The following is a 22,151-nucleotide window of genomic DNA, read 5'->3' on the forward strand; positions in this document are numbered from 1 at the left end:
GAGACTCCATGCAAGACGTTGTACTTTTTGAAGAACTGAACGCCGGTGACAAAGTCATCGGCGTTGCTACATTAAATGCCGAAAAATCTTTAAATGCTTTAAGCCTGGCTATGGCTGAAAAACTGTTGCCACAACTAAAACAGTGGGCCGAAGACGAGAACGTCGCCTGTGTCTGGTTGCAGGGTGCGGGTGAAAAAGCTTTTTGTGCCGGTGGCGACATTGTCGCAATGTATAAAGCCATGCAGGCAGAACCCGGCAAGCTGGTGAGCGAAGTTGAAAACTTCTTTACCCAGGAATATCAACTGGACTACTGTATCCAGACGTTTCCGAAACCTCTTATTTGTTGGGGGGACGGTATTGTTATGGGCGGCGGTATGGGCTTAATGAACGGTGCCAGTCACCGCATTGTAACTGAGCGTTCGTTGCTGGCTATGCCGGAAGTGACCATTGGCTTGTACCCGGATGTCGGAGCCACTTACTTCCTTAATCGTATGCCGGAAGGTTGTGGTTTATTCCTGGGCATTACCGGTGCGACCATGAACGCTAACGATGCGCTTTATCTGAAGTTGGCCGATCACTTCGTTGGCCATGAGAGTAAAGACACCATTTTGACTCAACTAAAAGAGATGGAATGGGGCAATACTGAAGCGCTGAACAAACAGAAAGTGACAGACCTACTGAGTTCGGTTGCCAGCAGTGACGCAACCGTTTTACCGGCACCACAGGTTGAACCGCACCAGTCGCTAATTACCGAGCTGACAGCCGGCAATGACATTGGCGATATCGTTGAGCGTATCGTAAATGACCAAACCGATGACAAATGGCTGGCGCGCGCGCGTAAAAACCTGGCAAATGGGTGTCCTTTTACGTCGCACCTGGTCTGGAATCAGCTGCAGCAAGGCTCTGATTTATCTTTGGCGGACTGCTTCAGGCTGGAACTGACTTTGTCCTGCAATTGTGCGGTTCGCGGAGACTTTGCCGAAGGTATTCGCGCGTTGTTGATTGATAAAGATAAGAATCCACAATGGCAGCACAGTTCGGTAGCAGAAGTACCAGCGGAAGAGATTGATGCATTCTTTTTACCGCCCTGGGGCGAGCGAACGCATCCACTAGCCGATCTTGATAAATAAAACAAATGAATGAGAAGGAGTGCCACTATGGCAACCGTAGGATTTATTGGACTGGGTAATATGGGCGGGCCGATGGCCAGCAACCTGGCAAAAGCCGGCCATACTGTTAAGGCTTTTGATTTATCTGAAGACGCTTTGAAAGCTGTTGTTGCTGAAGGCGCGCAAGCGGCAAAAACTGCTGAAGAGGCTATCGACGGCGTTGAGTTTGTGGTATCGATGCTACCGGCTGACCGTCATGTTAAAGAGGTTTATCTGGGTGACAATGGATTAATCAATAAACTGACCAAAGACCAGTTAGTCATTGATTCTAGTACAATTTCATCAGAAACTGCGATGTATGTCGGCGAGCAGCTTGAAAAAGCCGGTATTGCTTTTATCGACGCTCCCGTTTCCGGTGGTGTTGGCGGCGCGAAAGCCGGCACGCTCACCTTCATTTGTGGCGGTACTGAAACCAATGTTGAGCGTGCTCGCACGGTGCTCAACGATATGGGTAAAAATGTTTTGCGCGCAGGCGATGTCGGTGCGGGGCAGATTGCTAAAATCTGTAATAACATGTTGTTGTCTGTGCTTATGGTAGGAACTTCTGAGGCGCTGCAGCTGGGTAAAGCCAACGGGCTAGACCCGCGAGTTTTGTCAGAAATTATGGCGGCCAGCTCAGGCAGTAACTGGACCTTGCAGGTTTATAACCCGTGCCCGGGGGTGATGGAAAATGTACCTTCAAGCAATGATTACCAGGGTGGCTTCTTAGTTGATTTGATGGCTAAAGACTTGGTTTTGGCACAGCAAACCGCACTAGAGAGCGGGGCCGCAACCCCTATGGGGTCACTGACACGCAATCTTTATCATAGCTGGTCAGAGCAGGGCCACGGCCGTCAGGACTTTTCCAGTATTTTTAACTATGTGGCACCAAAGTCACAAAAGTAACCTAAGAATTGAGGAAACACATGCAAATTAAAGACAGTGTGATTGTTATTACCGGGGGTGCTCAGGGTCTGGGCTTAGCTATGGCTGAAGACTTTGCTCAACAGGGCGCAAAACTGGCACTTATCGATATTAACGGCGACGTATTAGGCGACGCTCAGGAGCAATGCCAAAAACTGGGTGCTGCGAAAGTTGTTGGTTATGAGTTGGATATTACCGACGAAGAGTCAGTAGAAACCGTTTTTGAGCAAATACAGCAAGAGTTTGATGGTATTGATGTGTTGGTCAACAATGCTGGCTTGTTGCGCGACGGTTTGTTGATCAAGTTCAAAGACGGCGAGCTGAAGAGCAAAATGCCCTTGCAACAGTTCCAGTCGGTGCTGGATGTGAACCTGAGCGGTACTTTCTTATGTGGCCGTGAAGCGGCAGCGCAAATGGTAAAAGCGGGTAAAAAAGGCGTTATTATTAACATTTCCAGCGTTGCCCGTGCAGGGAATATGGGTCAGACCAACTATTCAGCCACCAAAGCCGGCGTTGTTGCAATGACCGTGACCTGGGCACGTGAATTGGGTCGTTACGGTATTCGTTGTGGCGCTATTGCACCGGGCTTTATCGAAACACCAATGACCGCGCAGATGAAACCAGAAGCGGTTGACCGTGCTTTGTCTATGGTGCCACTGAAGCGCTGGGGACAACCTAACGAAATTGCTCACAGTGCTCGTTATATCATTGAGAACGACTTTTTCAGTGGCCGCGTAGTGGAAATTGATGGCGGCGTTCGGCTGTAAGTCACATTAGATAAAGTCATGTAAATAGCCGAACGAAGGGCGTCTCTGTTATAGTGGTAATAATCTACTATACAGAGACGCTTTTTAGTTAATGGCATGCGGAAATTACCCCCCTTAAATGCATTAAAATCTTTTGAAGTGGCGGCGCGGCACTTAAGTTTTACTAAAGCGTCCGAAGAGCTATTCGTCACACAAGCGGCTGTTAGTCATCAGGTAAAAGCGTTAGAAGACTTTCTTCAGCTTAAGCTTTTTATACGTCGTAATCGCTCGCTATTGCTGACCGAAGAAGGTCAGCAATACTATTTAGAGTTACGAGATGTTTTTGAGCAGCTGGCACAGGCGACCGATAAACTTCGGTTAGTGTCAGAACGCGGTGCTTTGACGGTATCGGTTCCGCCCAGTTTTGCCATTTTGTGGTTTGTTCCACGGCTCAGTAGTTTTCGTGAAGAACACCCGGATATGGATATTCGCATCAAAGCTGTGGATGAAATTACTGGTTCTTTGACTGACGACGTAGACGTTGCTATTTACTATGGGGATGGGCGCTGGCCGGGTGTTAAAGCTTATCAGCTGCACAAAGAATACTTATGGCCGGTGTGTTCGCCCCTGTTAGTCGATAAAGCCAATATCAAAGTGCCCGCAGATTTATTTAAGCAAACACTGTTGCATGATGAAACTCGGAATGCCTGGAAAGATTGGTTTCAATTAGTTGGTTTGCCAAATTACAAAGGCGATAATGGCCCGGTATTCAGTCATTCCAGTTTAGCCTTACAGGCAGCGGTTCACGGGCAGGGCATTGCCTTAGCCAACAATGTGCTGGTTAAGTCTGAAATTGACAGTGGTCATCTGGTGCGTATTTTTCCGCAGACACTACAACGGAATAAGGCGTTTTATCTGGTTTGTCGTGACAATCAGGCCGAGATCGGTAAAATCTCGACCTTTCGCCGGTGGCTGTTAAATTTAGTTCAGAAAGAAGAACAAGAGTTTAATCAATAATGCGCTATCAACAACAGAACCCGCAAGGACTGCTACGTATTGTTTTCTTACACGGTTCCGGCGGTGGCCCCGATACCGATTTTATGGACTTTTTCGCTGAGCAGGGCATTGCGCTTGGTGCAGAAGTTGTCCGCCCCGACTTTCCTTACTGGGAGAAAGTACGTGAAACCAGAAAACCAAGGCCACCGAATAAGATGCCGGTATTGGTCGAGGCGGTTGATGCGTTGCTGACAGACTTGCAACAGGATGATAAGCCCTTAGTTTTAATGGGCAAGTCGCTAGGAAGCCGGGTTATGTTGCGGTTGGCTGATAAGCATATGGCGAAAGCGATAATTGCTTTGGGGTTTCCGTTTCATCCACCGCAAAAGCCGGAAAAATCGCGTGTTGAAGAACTGCAACTGACCAAGGCTTCGGGCTTGATTTTGCAGGGCACCCGGGACCCGTTCAGTAAGCCGATACGGAAAAAACAGGAAACGGGTCAGAACCTTCAATTGAAGGCTAACTGGCAGTTAAAGTGGCTGGAAGGCGCGGACCATGGCCTGGCGGCAACAAAGGCTAAAGCAGCCGATACCCGCAAATTTTGGCAACAGGCGGCAAATGCTATCAAGGAGTTTATTCAATGAGTCAGCTGTTTTTGATTATTGCAGCGATTTTAGGCGGTACAGGTGTAATGCTCGGTGCGTTTGCCGCTCATGGGCTTAAATCGAAGTTGGGCGAAAACCTGCTAAGTGCGTTTGAAACCGGAGTGACCTACCAGTTTTATCACGCTATCGCTTTATTAGTCTTAGCGCTTTGGTTAAAACAGTCACATTCTGTCTGGTTTGTTGCCAGTGGCTATTTATGGCTGGCAGGTGTGGCGTTGTTCTCGGGCAGTTTATACGCATTAGCGCTGACTGGGGTTAAATGGTTTGGGCCGATAACCCCACTGGGTGGCTTGTTATTTATTGCCGGCTGGATCAGTTTGCTGGTTGGCGCCGTGAAGTTAGGAGCGGGTAGTTGATGAATGAGATAGTGAACGGCAAAGGTAGCGGCATTATATTGCTGTGCCGGGCCGGTTTTGAAAGTGACTGCGCGGCAGAAATTCAGGATAAAACCGCACAGCTGGGGGTTTATGGCTATTGCCAGACACAGCCCGAGCAGGCTTATGTGACGTATCATTGTCAGCACGAGGAAGCTGAGCACATTGCCCGCAAACTGGTGTTGAAAGAGTTAGTGTTTGCCCGGGAAATGTTTGCGGTACTGTCTGCGGTTAAATTAGCCGGCGTTGAAGACCGTGCCAGCGAAGTGATTAACGTACTGAAACCCCATCAGGAAACTTTTGGTCTGGCGGGGGACTTACGAGTTGAAACACCGGATACTAACGAAGCCAACCAGTTATCAAAATTCTGTCGTAAGTTCAGCGTTCCGCTGCGTCGGGCGTTGCGTAAAGAAGATCTGTTGAGCAATAAACCTTTGGCAAAACGCCCCTTGTTGCATGTGCTTTTTGTTAACGCCGCGCATGCTTTAGTTGGCTACTCCTACAGTTATAACCAAACGCCATACGATGGCGGAATTTTGCGCTTGCGCATGCCGAAAGAGGCTCCCAGCCGCTCAACGCTGAAACTGGATGAAGCGTTTCAGGTATTTGTGCCGGAAAATGAACAAGAAGAACGGATTCACTCGGGCATGAAAGCGGTTGATCTGGGTGCTGCGCCCGGCGGCTGGACCTATCAACTGGTGCGTAGGGGGATGATGGTGCAGACGGTTGATAACGGCCCCATGGCTGAGTCATTAATGGACACCGGCCAGGTTAAACACATACAGGAAGACGGCTTTAAGTTTCGGCCAAAAAAGAAGAACATTAACTGGCTGGTGTGCGACATGGTTGAAAAGCCAGCGCGTGTCGGTGAGCTCATGGCCAGCTGGTTGCTGGATGGTGATTGTGAAGAGGCTATTTTTAACTTAAAGCTGCCTATGCGTCAGCGTTATGCGGCGGTAAAAGAATACCTTGAGCAGATTAAAGAACAGTTGCAGACGGAAGGCACTAAACCGTTTGAAATTCAGGCTAAACACCTTTACCACGATCGCGAAGAAATCACCGTACATTTGCGCTGGTTGCTTCGGGATAAGCGTTTTTCGGCATAGCCACATAACTCATGGCTATGCCGAAAGATTTAAAGTCGCTCAATAATCGACTGAGTAAAGTCTGTTGTGCCGTGCGACCCCCCTAAATCACGGGTGGTACGGTCGCCGCTGGAAATCACATCTTCTAATGCTTTAGTTATGTTATTGGCCTGCTCTTGCATGCCTAAGTATTCAAGCATTTGAATCGAAGCTAAGATAACTGAGGTTGGGTTTGCCAGGTTCTTGCCAGCAATATCCGGGGCTGAGCCGTGTACCGCTTCGAAAATAGCGCAGTCTTTACCAATGTTAGCGCCGGGTGCCATACCCAAACCACCGACTAAGCCAGCGCAAAGATCTGATAAAATATCGCCGAATAAGTTCGTGGTAACAATCACGTCGAACTCTTCAGGATTCATAACCAGACGCATGCAGGCTGCATCAACAATCATTTCAGTCGATTCAATATCCGGGTACTCTTCAGCAATTTCGCGGGCAACTTTCAGGAATAAACCGGAAGTAGATTTCAGGATATTGGCTTTATGTACCGCTGTGACTTTTTTACGGCCCTCGCGACGTGCGGTTTCATAAGCAAAGCGAACGATACGCTCAGCACCTTCACGGGTAATTTTGCTTACCGCTTCGGCCTCATTGCCGTCTTCTGACACTTTTTGACCTAACCCGGAATACATACCTTCGGTATTTTCACGAATGGTAATGATATCAATGTCGTCGTAGCGCGCCTGAGTGCCGGTAAAAGACAAAACCGGGCGTACGTTGGCATACAACGAAAAATGCTTACGCAGACTGACGTTAATCGAGGTGAAGCCTTCGCCCACCGGGGTTGTTAAAGGCCCTTTTAAAGTAACACCGTTACGTTCAATCGCATCAAGAGTGTTTTGGGGTAACAATTCTCCGGTTTTTTCCAAAGCAGTTAAACCGGCTTCAACGTATTCATATTCAAAGTCACAACCGGCTTTATCCAGAATTGCGGTTGCCGACTTGACGATATCCGGACCGATACCGTCACCTGGAATAACTGTGATAGTTCTGCTCATGAATTGATTCCTTTAAACCGTGTTACAACAAAAAAACAGCAGCAGTAATTGTACCATTGCTGCGCTAATACTGACCAGAAAAGCATTATTCACTTAGTGAATAGGTGTTATAGCGGTGAATAACAGTGGCTGTCAAAAACAGCATTTTTTTTGATTTTAGTCAGTTGTTCACCGTCAATGTGTAATTGCTGACAAGATGATTTTAGCAGTGATTTAACGGAACTGCTTAATGATATTTCAGGGTAATAGGTGCTCAACGTCAAGTAATGAGCCAGAAAGAAAAGCGCGCTTAACGGATTGATTTCGGCTTTATCGGGATCTAATAAATTTTCAGTGGCAGCAGGGAGCTGCCAACGCTTAGCCAGCTGCCGGCTGCGACGAAAATCAGTAACATCTAAAGCTGAGCCTACCCAACTGGTACTGTAACAATGTTCTATCTGCCTCGGGTTTGGCCATTTGGCTGATTTTAACAACTCGGGGTGGCGAAAAAGATCGGAGCCTGCAAGCAAAGCAAGTAACGGGGCCGGTGTCGGTAAGCTTGTGTCAGTCGAGTCCGACAGATACTGCATCAGAGTCGTCAGCAGGCCTAGTTTCTGCATCAAGCTGGTATGCAACGGAATGGTGTTTAATGAAAACTGGTGTTGAAGAAAAGCCGTGGCGAGAATAACTGATGCCCGCTTTGATCCGAGCCATAAATACGCTTGTTTTAAGTCCATACGTGAAGCTTCACTGTAACCAATACGTTCACTTTGTTGAACCGCAGCATGTAAGCTATTCGCTAAAAACGGCAATTGGCTAACTTGTTGAATAACTGCATTTAAAGAACCGTTGGCATTGGCGTAACGGTTAATGGCTTTTAATAACTGTCGCGGAGTTTGTTGCGCTGTACTTTTTTGCTCATGTTTTAATAATCGATGTTGTGCTAATGCGCTAACCTGCTGCGCAGTCAAAGGTTTGTCAGCAAGCTCCCAGTTGTAAGATTCTTCAAGGGTCAGGTAAAACGGACTGTCTAATTTGTGCGTTAATGCCAGAATTTGATGTTTTCCTTCAAAGCCTAAAAGCACCGCAGTCTGCGAATTTTTTTTGTGGCAGAACTTTTGACCGGTGAGTCTAACCGGCAATGTATCCTGCTGATTTAATAGCCCCCAAAAGCGGTATCTGAAGTGACTATTCAATAACGGGAAAAAAGCCTGTGTGGGCTCACTACGTTCCAGTTGAACCTGAGTTAGTGCTTTGACCCAGTAACGGAAAATAACAATATCCGGCGAGTTTAACTTCAACGTCTGTAAAGCTGAAATCCATAACGGTTGTCTTAACTGATGTTGTTTCCAGTAACTGAGACTCGGGTTCAATTTTTCACTGACGCAGGCAGCGGCCAAAATACGGCGATAATGAATATGCAACGACCACTGATAGCCACAACTCAGAGCATTAACACAAAGGGCGAGCAGCTCACTAACTAATTCGTTATCTGAAGGGGCGTATTGCTGCGCATAAACCGGAAGCAGTTCAGGCCATCGGTTTTGCTGGTATTCTTCATCGATAAACTGAACCAAACGATAAAGCTGACGAACGTTGTGTTGTTTCAGTAAACTTGCGGTTTTTTCACAACACTCAGTTAGCTTTCTCATTCTCGCCTCTGCTTATCCTGATAGTCGCGATAAGAATCATTGCCCCAGGCTATGAGTTCATTGTCCCGGAAAACTAAAGGCGTACATTCGTCCTTTGTTGTAATTCCGTCAGAAGTTACGTGGTGGGTGCGGTAAAACAACACTTGCATATCACCGTTCGGTGATGCTTTTGCTTCGTTGATATCCGGAGAACCCAAAATACGAATGACGCTGTCTTTGGACATACCGAGATCTAACTGGCCAATTTGTCTGGCGTTGTAAGTTTCTCGTTCCTGCCACTGTAAATCGGCCGGGTCAGCCTGATACAACATCAACACTGCCCCGACAATTGCCAGATAACTAATAATACCAATGGCAAGTATGACAAAGACTTTATTCTTCATAAATCCTTCAGTCGGTGACAACCTTATAACAAGGATGATACACCGAACCTGGCAGTTTCATACGCCCTTGCTCGACGAATGCTCTTAACAATACGTCAAGCCGTTTCATTAATCCCTGTTCACCGTGAATGGTGAAAACACCTTTTTCCCGAATCTGGCGGATACCATCATCTTTTACGTTACCGGCTACTATGGCTGAAAAAGCCCGGCGCAAGTCCGCTGCCAGCTCTTGTTTGGGTTGTTCCGGGTGCAAATTAAGTGACGCAACATTCTCATGAGTTGGATAAAAAGGGCGTTGGAAGTTTTCATCAATAAACAACGTCCAGTTAAAATAATAGGCGTCACCGGAGTCCCGCCGATACTGTTTTACTGTCGCCATTCCGGCATGCATGTGCTGGGCTACCTCTGCCGGGTTACCAATAATAATGCGGTAAAAGCTTCGTGCATCATTACCCAGAGTTTCAACAATAAAGGTATCCAACGCATCAAAGTAATCTTTAGAACCTTCAGGTCCGGTTAAGATAACCGGCACGCTTTGTTGTTGGTTTTTTGGATGCATTAAAATACCGAGAAGATACAAAAATTCCTCTGCAGTGCCTGCCCCTCCGGGGAAAATAACAATACCATGCGCGCAGCGTACAAACGCTTCCAGGCGTTTTTCAATATCCGGCAGAATAACCAACTCGTTAACGATAGGGTTAGGTGGCTCGGCAGCAATAATGCCCGGCTCGGTCAGACCTAAATAGCGGCCGCTACTAATGCGCTGTTTTGCGTGTCCGATAGTGGCGCCTTTCATGGGGCCTTTCATTGCCCCCGGACCGCATCCGGTGCAAATGTTAAGGCCACGTAAGCCGAGTTGATAGCCAACTTCTTTGGTGTACTTGTATTCGCTTTCATTGATGGAATGACCGCCCCAGCAAACGACCATGTCAGGTTCTTGCATTGCCTGAATAGTGCGTGCGTTTCGTAAAATATCAAAAACAACGTGGGTCAGGGTGGCACTGTTGGCATCTTTCAATTCTTCTTCAGAATACCGCTCTCCGGTAAACAGAATATCGCGTAACACAGATTCAAGCAGCTCACGAATACCGATAATTAGCTCGCCATCAACAAAGGCCTCGGCCGGTGGTTCAATTAATTCAATTTTAATGCCGCGCTCTTTGCGAATAATGTTAACCGCGAAGTCTGTGTACTTGTCGTAGATTTCAGCACTGCTATCGGTATTACTTCCGGCGTTTAATACGGCAAGGCAGCAATTACGGAATAATTTATAAAGCTGGCTATTTGACGATTGCTTTAAACGTTCTATTTCTAATTGTGACAAAAGAGACATTGTGCCTCTTGGAGAAATGCTTGCTCTCATTATTTTCTCATACCCCTGTAATAATGATGACTCGGCGTCATCCTTTGCCGGCGGTGGTTATAATTTTCTGCTCTTATTTCGCTGTTATGACCCGGTTCCGCCCGCTATTTTTTGCCTCATAAAGAGCCTCGTCAGCCCTTTCGAAAACAGCAAATGTCGTATCTTCGTTGTATTTGAATTCTGCTATACCTGCAGAAACCGTAATACGGATGTCTTCATTTTTAAATTTAAACGGGATACTTGCAACTTTATCTCTTGTGTTGTCGATGTGTTGATAAGCCGTTTGTTCATCTGAACAAAAAATAATAGCAAACTCTTCGCCACCATAGCGACAAACAAAGGCGGGATCTTTCAGTGTTTTACTGAGAGTTCCGGAAATTACCTGTAAGGTTTTATCACCTGCGATATGACCAAAGCTATCGTTGATGTTTTTAAAATGGTCGACGTCAATGATAGCGATAGTGAGCTCAGTTTCATTTTCTGTCCAACGTTGAAACTCAAGGTTGAGGCGTTCTTCAAAAGCCGAACGATTGGGCAGTTTGGTTAAGCTATCCTGTAAGCTACGGAATTTTTGTTTAGCGAGTTCTTGTCGGTAGTGGGTAACCTGAGCTTCCGTTTCCTGAAGCTTTTGCTCCATGGCTTGAATGTTGCTGTTAAAGTTCTCGCGTTCTTGTTCGTGTAATTTGAGATGTTGATTCAGAGTTTCATTCAGTTTTTGCAACTGCAAACCAACCGATTCCTTTATATCATGCAACTCACAAGCTTCAGTTACACATACGTTGATTTCTGAGACATCATTTTTTAACTGCTGGTTCAGGTTAAAGCGCTGGTCAGCGAAGTCGGCCGAATGGTTTATGGTTCTACCCAGGGCGTGGTGCACCGACTCAAGCGATGCGTTTAATTGCTGCAAAAAAGTCTGTGCTGACCGACGCTCGTCGTTAATATTACTAAAAACCAGCCGCATAACTTTTAAAATAATAGCTAATAAAGTGTCACTGGTCTGAGGTTTTTGCAAAGCCATCTTGACTTGCTGAAGAATGTCAGCAGCACTGCCGGAAAACTCAACCTCGCTTAGTAAATCAAGTAACTGGGCCTGATACTGGTTGACGTCGGTTTCAGTTTGAACGGCCGGTTGCTGATAAGACAGTGCCAATAATTGATTAACTAAAGGGAGATAATGAGAAACCGTCATCGCAGGTTGCTCAAACTCGTTGGCTATTTGTTCTAATTTATTTTTGCTGTCATTGTGCTGTGGCTTAATTGATACCAGAGCCTGACGAATGCTTTCATTGGTTCGTTTAAGTTGAGTCTGTAAGCGAATAGTGTGCTGAGAAATGGTATCGCTAAGACGCTGCATAATAGGTTCGAGCACAGCTGTCGATGCATTTTGCTGGAGGTGCCCCCGCAATTTATGCAGCGATCTGTCTAATTCCGTATCGACACCGCTTAATGCCAGACAAAGCTCGTTCATAAATTCTGAGTAGCGTTGCGAATCACGCAGGTAATGGTCTTCTAACTGCTTGCGTGACTGAATGCTTTGCTGCAATTTTTTACTAAGGTGCTGAATTTTTTCTTGTGGTGTTTCAGGTATCGCCAATGCTCACCTACCCAGTATTGAATGCAATATAAATAATACGTAAGTTATCGGCATAAAGTCTAACCTATTTGGATTTAATTACTATGGGTAGATTGTGGTAGTCTTCACACAAGTTTACTAACAAAAAAATCGAAAGTAACGGAGATAAACTGTGCGTAAAAGCTTATTAGCCATTGGGATTATGTTAGCGCCGTCAATTGCACTAGCTAATACCGAGTATAAAATAGATTTGACTCAACCTGAGCACCACAAAGGGGAGGTATCTATTACTTTTCCTGCCAGTGATGCTAAGTTTCTGGATATTAAAATGCCAGCCTGGCGAACCGGGTATTATCGCATTTTAGATTTGGCAAACGGTGTGCGTGACTTTGAAGTTACCAGCAACGGCGACATGTTACGTTGGGAAAAAGTCGATAAAAGCACCTGGCGTGTCTATTTACCGGAAAACAGTGGTGAAGTCACCGTTGATTATGAAATTTACGCTAACCAGCTTGGGCGTCGCAGTCGTCATATTGATGACAGCCATGCGTATTTAGATGCGTCAGCGGTATTTATGTACGCAGATGCCTGGCGTAATGAACCTATTTCCGTTTCCTTGAAGGTGCCGAATAAGTGGGAAAGTTACTCTGGAATGACGCGCCGGGGTGAACATCAGTTTTCGGCAGAAAACTGGGATGTATTGGTTGATTCACCAATAGAGACCGGCATTAATAAACACTATGAATTTACTCAGGATGGCCGGGGCTATGAGGTGGTTTTTTGGGGCGAAGGCAACTACGACGCAGAAAAAACGGTTGCCGACCTGAAAAAGCTTGTGGGCACGGGGCATTCAATATGGAGTCATTATCCGTTTGAACATTATGTGTTTATGATTCACGCAACAACCGGTGCCGGCGGTGCAACTGAGCATAAAAACTCAACGATTATTCAACGCCCGCGTTACAGATTTGCCAGCCGGGAGGATTATTTGTCGTTTATGTCAACCGCATCACACGAGTTTGTTCACACCTGGAACGTGAAAGCTTATCGTCCTGATGGCTTAGTACCCTATGACTATCAGAAAGAAAACTATACGGACTTATTCTGGATAGCCGAAGGGTCAACCAGTTATTTTCAAAATCACCTCTTGGTGCAGGCCGGTATTATGGAACCGTCAGAGTATTTTGAGCGCGTTGCAACAAGTATTGATCGCCATAAAGCGAAACCGGGTAAAGATGTTATGTCGGTGGCTGAAGCCTCATTTGAGGCTTGGATAGATCAGTATGGCGACCGGGCTCATAACGACTCAGTCAATATCTATTCGGAAGGAGCGCTGGTTTCCTGGATGCTGGATAGTGAATTACTGGAAACCACCGATGGTGAAATCAGTTATCGTGATGTTCATGACGAGTTGTACCAACGTTTTGACGCGGATGAACAAGGTTTTACCGCGGCCAATGTATTGACCATATTGAAAGAGTTGACAGGGCATTCGTGGCAAGACTGGTGGCAAAATAACGTTGAGAGCCCGGCTGACATACCTTTTGAAAATATGCTTGGCCAAGTTGGTTTAGAGTTAGTTTATGAAAAGCAAGATGAGCCAAAAGCCTGGGCTGGATGGAAAGCTAAAGAGGCCAGCGGCGGCATGAAGTTGACTCGTGTCAGTAAAGGCAGCCCTGCATGGGAAGCCGGTTTTACTCCCGGAGATGTTATTGTTGCCTACGACGGACATCGAGCTGTTGACGGTCGCTTTGGTGAAGCCTTTGAAGAATACGAGGCTGGCGATTCAATAACAGTGACGTTCTTTCGCCGCGATCAATTACACGAGAAAACCTTAACGGTGCAACCAACACCAGCAACGGATGCAACCATTGAACCTTTGGAGGAGCCTACGGCTAAGCAGCAGGCTCGCTTTTTGCAATGGCTACAAATTCCTCATCCTAACGCTTAAGGTTTTATTGTCGGGCCATGCGCTGCATTTGCAGCGCTGATTCAAAGTCTGAACGAAAAGGGTTTATGTCGAGGCCGCCACGGCGTGTGTAACGAGCATAAACAGTCAGCTTCTGCATTCCTAAAGCTTTCAAATCTTGATAGATGCGTTCAACACATTGCTCATGGAATTCATTATGTCGTCTGAATGATACGAGATAGGCTAATAGCGCAGCACGATCGAGTTTAGGCCCCTGGTAATGAATATACACTGAGCCCCAGTCGGGCTGATTGGTGATCAGGCAGTTGGATTTTAGCAGGTGACTGTGGAGCTGCTCTTCGGTGTCACCGTTTTCTGTTGCTAACAACCCTGGCTGATAATCGTAATGCGATATCTTGATATCCTGGTTGTCAATACAAACGCCCGGCAGGCTGGCAATGGATTCACCGGTTAAATCAGTTAGTGTTTTCAGGGTGACTTTAACTGCCGCTCCGGCACATGACGATAAATCGTCTTCCATTAGATTCTTGACTTTTTCCCACGAATCAAAGCGAGAATCATTGAAGCTGTTCAGGTAAAGCTTAAACGATTTTGATTCTATTAGGTTAGGGCTCTCTGCCGGTACCTCAAAATAGCCAATGGCAACCTGCGGCAATCCGTTTAAATTAAGCCAGGAAATTTCATAGCCGGTCCATAAATCGACACCAGCAAACGGCAGCCTGCTGACCAGGCCTATAGGTTCACGATTCAATGAGCGAGGCACAGGTTGCAATTGCTCAGGGTCGTATTTGCTTGGGTAATTGGTGTGCTGACCCAGTGATAAATGGTCTAGTGCGTCCTTCTTTGGCATTTATGTCGCTCCGTAAGTACAATGGGCTTATTGTAAATTTTCTTAGGTGTAAGTACCAGATGAAGACGTTAGAAGAGTCGATAGATACATTGATGGCGAGTTATGAAGAAAATATCCCCGTGCGTCATACCGAGTATGTAGAAGAGTGGGCTAGTCCTATATATGGTGCTGCTATTGATGAAGACACGGTTGAGTGGACACCTTGCCGGCAACCAGAACCTTTAACGTTTGAGGATTTAGAAGGCGCTCTTGAACTCACCTTTCATGACAGTATTAAAACCTTTTTCGGACGCTGGTATGCAGGAGACTTAGTGCTTGATTATCAAGGTCATCCAATTACCTTACTGCAAATTCAAAGTGCAGAAGACGGAGAGCGCTTACTGGCTAATATTGCGGGCCACATTTTAATGAAGCGACGTTTAAAGCAACCCGAAACGGTGTTCATTGGGTTAGGGGTCGAAAATGACGATTTACTGCTGAGTATCGATAACCAAAGTGGTGCAGTAGGGCTTGAGTGGGTTGGTAAGGAGCAACATGAAGTTCTGGCTGACTCACTGGCAACCTGGCTCGGGCAATGTGAACCCAAAATTAGTGAAAATAGCGATTAATTGATAAAGCTATTGCAGGAACGAGGAACATGGCTCTCGACAGAATCCCGAAAAATGGTTAAGTTGGTGTTATAAAAAACGAATCAGTGGTTGCTATGCAAGGCTTAACAGAAAAAACAGAAAGCGAAATTGTTGAAGCAAGCAGTACCAGTAGCGAGAATGTTCAGGGTGAACTGGTCTACCTCGTTGCGGAAGATCTTAGGTTAGCGGCTTCGCTTTTGTTTCAGACATACTATGATGATGAGTTGCTGCAAAAGATTTTTCGTGCCGATAAACCGGATTACGAAAAGCGTTTACGTGCAGCCATCCGCGAAGATCTGAATGCGTTCTGGGAAAGCGGGCAACCCATTATTGGTATGCGGGACGGCGGCACACTCTTAGGTGTCGCCTGTCTTACCCGTCCGGGTAAAAGCTTCGGGCCCGGGCGTTTTTGGCACTGGCGGATAAGTATGTTGTTAACAGCGGGTTTCTTGAGTACCCGGCAAGTACTTGAGAAAGAGCGTCTCATTCAACAGGCGATGCCGGATGTGCCTTATCATATGTTAGCTTTTATTGCGGTTGCGCCGCAGTATCAATCTCAGGGAGTAGGGGACTTATTAGTGCAAGCTGCTAAAACCGTTTTTGAAGAAGATCCCGAGTCACAAGGAATTGCTGTATACGTTACGCGTTCTGATTATCAGGCTTTCTTCAAGAAACGTGGCTATCGTTTGCAGGCTCAGATTGAGGTTGAAAAACTGCCGGGTGAAGTGCTTTTCTATCCGCGTGAAAAAGACGAGGCACAATGAGTTACTCCAGTTTTAAAGAGTTTTATAAAGATGCCCGGATCAAGTTACTCACCGGGCATTCGAAATGGCGGTAACTCAACACCAACTAAGCGCTGGTTATGAAGGGTTAAGTCCCCTTCGTATCGAGTTTGCCCATCGCTGCTAAAGCCCATTTTAAAAGTACTTCGCCAGCCGGGTTGGCTTCCTTTAAAAGACCACCGCGTATCCTCACGACGAATATCTAAAAATTGTAAGCCTTGCTGTTTGCAATAAAACAACGCATGTTTTTGTGCGCTCTCTGATTGTTGCCGATGTTGCCAGAAAACCCATATTGCGGTTGCCAGTACCAGAAAAATGATTACATCAAGTAAGTTCATCAGGAGCTCTGAGTTTGTTGTTTTAATCGATTGAGAGCTTCGCCAACGGCTTCGGATTGTTTCTGTTGCGCCAATATGGATAAAAGCAGCGGGCGAATTGTCGGCATTGCAATAATATCCTGAAACAGTGCGTCAAAAAGAACATTATCGAGCTTTGCAATGGCGTCTAAGTACTGCAGTAGGCTTTGTTCCTCGTCAAGTATCGGCCATAGCCGGGCGGCTATAACAACCAGTTGATCAGTTGTAGCCTTTGGTACAAGAGCATTTATCGATTTTTTTACGCGCGGATGGCTGGTTGCTGATGCCAGCGCTCTGAGGCTGTCAGTGCATAAAAGCGTATCCTCATTTTCAAGGTTTTTAAGCAGAGCATCCCTAACTGGCGGCGTAATATTTTGCTGTTCAAGCGCAATTGCCAGCGGTTGCCGAACTGCAGTAGGGTAATTGGCAAACTGCTTTGCTATTGCTTTGCTCAGCTCTGGTAATTGTTCTAATCTGGCAGCACAGTCATGTAGACCCTGTAAGCCAACTTGTTGCCAGTCGATGCCACTTTCGGGTTGGCGTAAATAAGCTTCTGCGGTTTCAAAATGAATGGAGGGTGACAGTTTTTGCTGGCGCTGAACGCGAGCATGTAACGCGGCACGCTGTTGCTCATTCGGGGTCAGTAAATAAGGGTTTTGTTGCAGTTGCTTTTCCTGTTCCTCGGTCATTTCTCCGGTTATCTCATGCCCTAAAGCGCTGACCACGTATTCCAGGTATTGATTACGTGCAGCAGAATTTAACAGACCACGTTCGTCCAGAGGAAACTGCAAAAACCAAATGAAAGGTTGTTGGTCATGTTGTTTATGCTGAAACAATATAGCCAGTTGAGCCTGACGAGCTATTGGATAGGGGTAAGGGCGTTGCTGTTCCTCGATGGCTGAAAACTCTTCCCGGGACAGTTCAGTCAGTCGTCGGCCAATATCAAAAATTTTGTATTCTGCTTGGCCGGCTTGTAAAAATTCACCCAAGGTGGTGATGGTCGGTGCTGACACAGGCGCTTCCTTTTTGCTTGAATTTTAAGGCGTATTAAATCAGTATGATGCCATTATATCGGTTTATACAATGATGTGGTAACGGAGTCTGATATGGAGCAGTATCAGAAAGCCGCTCGATTGCTGGATAGAATAGAGCGTGAACTGAACAGTCTTGGCTTATGGCAGGCTCACCAGCCGCCCGTGCAGGCGCTGGAAAGCGAACAGCCTTTTGCTGTTGATACGTTGGAATTTCACCAGTGGTTGCAGTTTATAATGTTGCCGCGAATGTGGGCTTTAGTGGATAGTCAGCGGCCTTTACCTGAAGGTATTGCAGTAAGCCCAATGGCAGCACACACATACCGCAACGAGCTTGAGCAGTACGAGCAGTTAATTAGCTTGATACGTGAGTTTGATGTCCTGTTAAGCGGAACCGACCCTTTGCAGGAAGATGTTTAACGGTGAACGAGTTAGAAATTGTTTATCAGGACGAGTTTGTTGCGGTTATTAATAAGCCCAGCGGCTTACTAGTCCACAGAAGCCGGATAGCTAGCGGCGCTCGCGAATTTGCGATGCAAATGCTGCGTAATCAAATGGGTCGTCATGTCTATCCGGTACATCGGCTGGATAGGCCAACATCGGGGTTACTCATCTTTGCTCTTAACAGCAATATTGCGCGCACTCTGACTGAGCAACTGAGCGCACGTCAGGTTCGTAAAACCTATCATTCGGTAGTAAGAGGCTATGTGTCAGAGAGCGGCACTATCGATTATGCGTTAAAAGAAGAATTGGATAAACTGGCAGATGCGGATGCCGATACCAACAAAGATAAACAGCCAGCTTTAACCCACTATAAGTGCCTAAAGCAGGTTGAGTTGCCTTATCAAGTGAGTAAAAAGCACGATACCACGCGATACTCATTGGTGCAGTTGCAGCCTGAAACTGGGCGAAAACATCAGTTACGCCGTCACATGGCACATATTCGACACCCGATTGTTGGTGATACCAACCACGGCGATGGTCGCCATAACAACTTCTTTCGCTCTCACTTCGACATTCATCGTTTATTATTAGCGGCTACCGGATTGAGCTTTAGTCATCCGGTCAGTGGCGAGCTGATTAATCTGGAAGTGCCACTGCCGGATGAGTTTCACCGGGTATTTATTGAATAAGGATTACTCTGCGCTGCGCAGCAGGGCGTTGATACCAACTTTGGCCCGTGTTTTTGCATCCACCCGTTTAACAATAATAGCCGCGTACAGGCTATGTGTGCCATTTGCTGCAGGCAATGACCCCGGAACAACAACCGAGCCTGAAGGAACGCGGCCGTAAAGAATGCGATCATTCTCGCGATCATAAATACGGGTGCTCTGGCCAATATAAACGCCCATTGAAATAACGGCGCCTTCCTCAATGATTACGCCTTCAACAATTTCAGAGCGAGCTCCAATAAAGCAGTCATCCTCTATAATAGTTGGGTTGGCCTGCAGTGGTTCTAATACACCACCAATTCCAACGCCGCCGGATAAGTGCACGTTCTTGCCAATTTGCGCACAGGAACCAACGGTCGCCCAGGTATCAACCATAGTGCCTTCGCCAACGTAAGCGCCGATATTAACGTATGACGGCATAACCACCACGTTGCGGCCGATGAATGCGCCTTTACGTACCATGGCTGGTGGAACAACTCGCATGCCTTCTGCACGAAAACGGGCGCTATCGTAGTCGGCAAATTTGGCCGGTACTTTGTCCCAGAAGCGAGTTTCTCCGCCTTCGATAAGATCATTGTCGTTTAAACGAAATGACAGCAGAACGGCTTTCTTCAACCATTGATGAACAACCCATTCACCGGAAACTTTTTCAGCCACGCGTAATTCACCACGGTCAATTCCGTCGATGACATATCGGACCGCTTCCCGAAGATCATCGTTTTCCGTGCGGGCATTGATTTGATCACGTTGTTCAAATGCATCGATGATGCGCTGTTTAATGTTATCCATGATAAGAATTTAAAACTCCAGGTCTTTGATAATTTGCGCTTTTAATGTTTTTTTCTGTTTGTCGTTAAGAGCGGTTTGTTGCTCGGTTGTAACGATAAATAAGTCTTCTGCCTGCTCGCCTATGGTGGTAATTTTTGCGGCAAGTAAGGTGACGTTTTGTTGTTGCAAAATAGCCGCAAGTTTAGCAATAAGCCCGGGTCTGTCCAGTGTTACTAGCTCAAAGGTTGTGCGGCCATGATGTTTGCTGGGTATAAAGGTGACTTCTGTCGCTACCGAAAAGTTCTTCATGCGGCGTGACAACGGACGTTTTGTACTGGGAACCGGAATGCGTTTATGCAGAACATCCAGCAGTTGCTGTTTTACTTCTTCAATACGATGAGGTTCTGTTAACGGCTTGCCGTCTCGCTGTAATACCACGAAGGTATCCATGACGAAGCCATCGCGGGTTGCAAGAATTTGTGCATCCAGAATGTTCAACTGCTGGCTATCCAGCACACCGGCAACAGATGCAAATAAGTGACCCTCTTCGTGGTGATAAATAAACAACTCGGTGGTGCCATAGTTGTTTTCATCGCCGATGAGAATAAGAGGCAGCTGATCCGTTGGTAAATTTAAAATGTGCTGGGAGTGCCAGCTTATTTGTTCCGCGGTATGTCGAAAGAAATAATCAGCGGTAAAACGCCCCCACAACGCCATAATCTCGGCTTTTTCAAAGCCTGCACTGAGTAATAACGCGGTGGCATTGGCTTTATTTTCTTGAATTTTTTGACGGATATCCAGAGTCGGTTTATTACTGTCCTGTTGTAGGAGATATAAAGTCGCGTTGTACAACTCTTCCAATAAAGTGGCTTTCCAGTTGTTCCATAACGACTGATTGGTTGCGCGAATATCAGCAACAGTCAGGCAGTAAAGGTAATCCAGCCGTTCTATTGTTGAGACTTGATTGGCAAAATGTTGTATCACTTCAGGGTCGTGGATGTCGCGCTTTTGTGCGGTAACAGACATGGTTAAATGGTGCCTGACCAGCCAGGCCACAAGCTCCGCATCGTCGTTGTCATAACCATGTTGATGGCAAAAGTTGCGCGCATCCATTTCACCCAGTTCAGAATGGTCACCGCCACGGCCTTTGGCTATGTCGTGGAAAATACCCGCCAGATACAGACAATAGCGACGTTCCATTTGTGCGACCAGTTTCTCGCATAACGGAAATTGGTCTTGAAATTCCTCATCGCTAAAGCGGTATAAGTTTCTGACTAAGCGAAAGGTATGTTCATCTACCGTATAGGCATGAAAAAGATCGAACTGCATTTGTCCGACAATTTGCTGCCATTGAGACAAGTAACTGGCTAACACACTGTGGTGGTGCATAAGCGCAAAGGCTAATCCACAACCTCTGGAGTGTTGAATGAGTTGATTAAATAAATCGCGACATACCGGATCATGGCTAAGTGGTTCGGTTAACTGCGACCGTGCATTTCTCAACAAACGTATCGTATTTGAGTGAATCCCGATAATTTGTGGGTGCTCAGCAATGCAGACAAAAGCGCGAATAATATTGCAGTTATCGTCGAATACCTCGTCGTGACGAGCTGTCAATAGTTTGTTGGCAACGGCAAAATCATTACTGATGTGTTCGGCGTGCTGTAAGTCCTGAGTGCCCAGTATGGCCTGGTGAAAAAACTGCAGTAACATCTGGTTGAGTTCACTGACCCGCAAAACCACTTTGAAGTAATCCTTCATCATGGTTTCGACCGAAGCTTTACCATCGTTACCGTATCCCAGTCGAACCGCAACGCCTGGCTGGAAATCAAAAAGTAGACGGTCTTCTCGTTTGCCAGCTTCCAGGTGAAGTGCAAAGCGAATACGCCATAGCCAGTTCATGCAGTCACGAAGTTCAACGAATTCATCGGCTGTCATATAGCCGTATTCTACTAAGCTTTCATCAGAATGGGTACGGAAATGACGTTTAGCAATCCAGCCAATCGTTTGAATATCGCGTAGCCCACCGGGGCTGGACTTGATATTTGGCTCAAGATTGTAGGAGGTACTGTGGTATTGCTGATGGCGTTGTGTTTGCTCATCAAGCTTAGCCTGATAAAAGTCGCGGCTCGACCAGGGGAAGTCATTTAAAAGTTGCTGATGGAATTCATTATAAAGGCTTTCAGAACCCGATAAATAGCGACTTTCAATAAGATTTGTGGCTATGGTGATATCGTTTTCAGACTGACTAAAGCATTCCGTAATGGTGCGCACAGAGTGACCAATATCCAGATGAAGATCCCATAAAAAGGTAAGGAACTGACTCAGTTTATCTGATAACTTCGCTTCAGCTCCCTCATTCCCGGGGCTTATCAAAATGAGCAAATCAATATCCGAACCCGGGTGCAATGTTTCGCGGCCATAACCGCCTACAGCTAATAGGCCGGCGGGTTCAATATCGAGTTGGAATTGCAGCCAAAGCTGACAGATAAGTTGGTCAAAAAATGTAGACCGATGGTGAACTAACTCATCAATATCGGCTGTAACAAAACGCGCAGCAGACCAATTTTGATAGCTTTCTAAAAGCGTTTTATAGTCTTTTATGCAGGGGGCATGGTTCCTATCAGGCCAACGCCCGTGAAAGTCTTTATCTTTGTGAACGTTAGCCATAGTGTCGCCACCTGTAT

22 protein-coding genes are annotated in these 22,151 nt (G+C 46.3%); 12 read left to right on the top strand and 10 right to left on the bottom strand.

Translation table 11 applies throughout. The features are described from left to right. Positions 1-8: 8 nt before the first annotated feature. From L8G48_RS10765 to rlmM, 7 genes are all read left to right on the top strand, one after another. On the top strand, positions 9-1,130 hold the full coding sequence (locus L8G48_RS10765; RefSeq protein ID WP_248264608.1) for an enoyl-CoA hydratase/isomerase family protein: 1,122 nt from the start codon (positions 9-11) through the stop codon (positions 1,128-1,130). 27 nt (positions 1,131-1,157) lie between these two features. Continuing rightward, the gene (gene mmsB / locus L8G48_RS10770) at positions 1,158-2,054 is read left to right on the top strand and encodes a 3-hydroxyisobutyrate dehydrogenase (RefSeq protein ID WP_248264609.1); all 897 of its coding nucleotides are present in this window, start codon (positions 1,158-1,160) and stop codon (positions 2,052-2,054) included. Between the two features lie 20 nt (positions 2,055-2,074). Beyond that, entirely contained in the window at positions 2,075-2,839 is a 765-nt protein-coding gene (locus L8G48_RS10775; RefSeq protein ID WP_248264610.1) for an SDR family oxidoreductase, read from the top strand. A gap of 96 nt (positions 2,840-2,935) precedes the next feature. After that, positions 2,936-3,835, top strand: coding sequence for a transcriptional regulator GcvA (locus tag L8G48_RS10780; protein WP_248264611.1), 900 nt, complete (start codon positions 2,936-2,938; stop codon positions 3,833-3,835). After that, positions 3,835-4,458 carry an alpha/beta fold hydrolase gene (locus tag L8G48_RS10785; RefSeq protein ID WP_248264612.1) on the top strand — a complete coding sequence of 208 codons (624 nt, stop codon included), beginning with the start codon at positions 3,835-3,837 and terminating at the stop codon, positions 4,456-4,458. The genes L8G48_RS10780 and L8G48_RS10785 overlap by 1 nt, the downstream gene beginning before the upstream one ends. Beyond that, the gene (locus L8G48_RS10790) at positions 4,455-4,835 is read left to right on the top strand and encodes a DUF423 domain-containing protein (protein WP_248264613.1); all 381 of its coding nucleotides are present in this window, start codon (positions 4,455-4,457) and stop codon (positions 4,833-4,835) included. Before L8G48_RS10785 ends, L8G48_RS10790 begins: the two co-directional genes overlap by 4 nt. Beyond that, positions 4,835-5,959 (top strand): 23S rRNA (cytidine(2498)-2'-O)-methyltransferase RlmM, encoded by a 1,125-nt coding sequence (rlmM, locus tag L8G48_RS10795; RefSeq protein ID WP_248264614.1) that lies wholly within the window; start codon positions 4,835-4,837, stop codon positions 5,957-5,959. Before L8G48_RS10790 ends, rlmM begins: the two co-directional genes overlap by 1 nt. Positions 5,960-5,988: 29 nt before the next feature. On the opposite strand, the gene L8G48_RS10800 is transcribed toward rlmM, so the two are convergent. The 5 genes from L8G48_RS10800 to L8G48_RS10820 form a co-directional block, all read right to left on the bottom strand. Continuing rightward, the gene (locus L8G48_RS10800) at positions 5,989-6,993 is read right to left on the bottom strand and encodes an isocitrate dehydrogenase (RefSeq protein ID WP_248264615.1); all 1,005 of its coding nucleotides are present in this window, start codon (positions 6,991-6,993) and stop codon (positions 5,989-5,991) included. A gap of 107 nt (positions 6,994-7,100) precedes the next feature. Next, positions 7,101-8,624 carry a hypothetical protein gene (locus tag L8G48_RS10805; RefSeq protein WP_248264616.1) on the bottom strand — a complete coding sequence of 508 codons (1,524 nt, stop codon included), beginning with the start codon at positions 8,622-8,624 and terminating at the stop codon, positions 7,101-7,103. Continuing rightward, on the bottom strand, positions 8,621-9,007 hold the full coding sequence (locus tag L8G48_RS10810; protein ID WP_248264617.1) for a DUF3192 domain-containing protein: 387 nt from the start codon (positions 9,005-9,007) through the stop codon (positions 8,621-8,623). Before L8G48_RS10810 ends, L8G48_RS10805 begins: the two co-directional genes overlap by 4 nt. Positions 9,008-9,014: 7 nt before the next feature. Beyond that, positions 9,015-10,370 carry a nucleotide 5'-monophosphate nucleosidase PpnN gene (gene ppnN, locus L8G48_RS10815; RefSeq protein ID WP_248264618.1) on the bottom strand — a complete coding sequence of 452 codons (1,356 nt, stop codon included), beginning with the start codon at positions 10,368-10,370 and terminating at the stop codon, positions 9,015-9,017. A gap of 73 nt (positions 10,371-10,443) precedes the next feature. Further along, positions 10,444-11,967, bottom strand: coding sequence for a GGDEF domain-containing protein (locus L8G48_RS10820; protein ID WP_248264619.1), 1,524 nt, complete (start codon positions 11,965-11,967; stop codon positions 10,444-10,446). 151 nt (positions 11,968-12,118) lie between these two features. Here L8G48_RS10820 and L8G48_RS10825 point away from each other — a divergent pair, with 151 nt between their 5' ends. Further along, a complete protein-coding gene (locus tag L8G48_RS10825) occupies positions 12,119-13,897 on the top strand; it encodes a M61 family metallopeptidase (RefSeq protein WP_248264620.1) in 1,779 nt (592 codons plus the stop codon). 4 nt (positions 13,898-13,901) lie between these two features. Here the strand turns inward: L8G48_RS10825 and queF are convergent, their stop codons facing one another. Beyond that, a complete protein-coding gene (queF, locus tag L8G48_RS10830) occupies positions 13,902-14,726 on the bottom strand; it encodes an NADPH-dependent 7-cyano-7-deazaguanine reductase QueF (protein ID WP_248264621.1) in 825 nt (274 codons plus the stop codon). A gap of 59 nt (positions 14,727-14,785) precedes the next feature. On the opposite strand from queF, the gene syd reads away from it, so the two are divergent. Further along, positions 14,786-15,334: a SecY-interacting protein gene (gene syd, locus L8G48_RS10835; protein WP_248264622.1), complete on the top strand. Its 549-nt coding sequence runs from the start codon at positions 14,786-14,788 to the stop codon at positions 15,332-15,334. Between the two features lie 95 nt (positions 15,335-15,429). Continuing rightward, complete coding sequence (locus tag L8G48_RS10840; RefSeq protein WP_248264623.1) at positions 15,430-16,119, top strand: GNAT family N-acetyltransferase; 690 nt, start codon at positions 15,430-15,432, stop codon at positions 16,117-16,119. Between the two features lie 44 nt (positions 16,120-16,163). Here the strand turns inward: L8G48_RS10840 and L8G48_RS10845 are convergent, their stop codons facing one another. Together L8G48_RS10845 and L8G48_RS10850 are read right to left on the bottom strand one after the other, a co-directional pair. Then, complete coding sequence (locus tag L8G48_RS10845; protein WP_248264624.1) at positions 16,164-16,475, bottom strand: DUF3301 domain-containing protein; 312 nt, start codon at positions 16,473-16,475, stop codon at positions 16,164-16,166. Further along, the gene (locus tag L8G48_RS10850; RefSeq protein ID WP_248264625.1) at positions 16,475-17,506 is read right to left on the bottom strand and encodes a DUF3549 family protein; all 1,032 of its coding nucleotides are present in this window, start codon (positions 17,504-17,506) and stop codon (positions 16,475-16,477) included. The genes L8G48_RS10845 and L8G48_RS10850 overlap by 1 nt, the downstream gene beginning before the upstream one ends. Positions 17,507-17,599: 93 nt before the next feature. Between L8G48_RS10850 and L8G48_RS10855 the strand changes: the two genes are divergently transcribed. Together L8G48_RS10855 and truC are read left to right on the top strand one after the other, a co-directional pair. Beyond that, entirely contained in the window at positions 17,600-17,944 is a 345-nt protein-coding gene (locus L8G48_RS10855; protein WP_248264626.1) for a YqcC family protein, read from the top strand. Positions 17,945-17,946: 2 nt separating this feature from the next. Then, the gene (truC, locus tag L8G48_RS10860) at positions 17,947-18,657 is read left to right on the top strand and encodes a tRNA pseudouridine(65) synthase TruC (RefSeq protein ID WP_248264627.1); all 711 of its coding nucleotides are present in this window, start codon (positions 17,947-17,949) and stop codon (positions 18,655-18,657) included. A gap of 3 nt (positions 18,658-18,660) precedes the next feature. On the opposite strand, the gene dapD is transcribed toward truC, so the two are convergent. Further along, a complete protein-coding gene (dapD, locus tag L8G48_RS10865; protein ID WP_248264628.1) occupies positions 18,661-19,485 on the bottom strand; it encodes a 2,3,4,5-tetrahydropyridine-2,6-dicarboxylate N-succinyltransferase in 825 nt (274 codons plus the stop codon). Between the two features lie 9 nt (positions 19,486-19,494). Continuing rightward, a complete protein-coding gene (gene glnD, locus L8G48_RS10870; RefSeq protein ID WP_248264629.1) occupies positions 19,495-22,134 on the bottom strand; it encodes a [protein-PII] uridylyltransferase in 2,640 nt (879 codons plus the stop codon). Positions 22,135-22,151 lie beyond the last annotated feature (17 nt).

The organism is Idiomarina aminovorans (genome assembly GCF_023155095.1).
GTDB lineage: Bacteria > Pseudomonadota > Gammaproteobacteria > Enterobacterales > Alteromonadaceae > Idiomarina > Idiomarina aminovorans.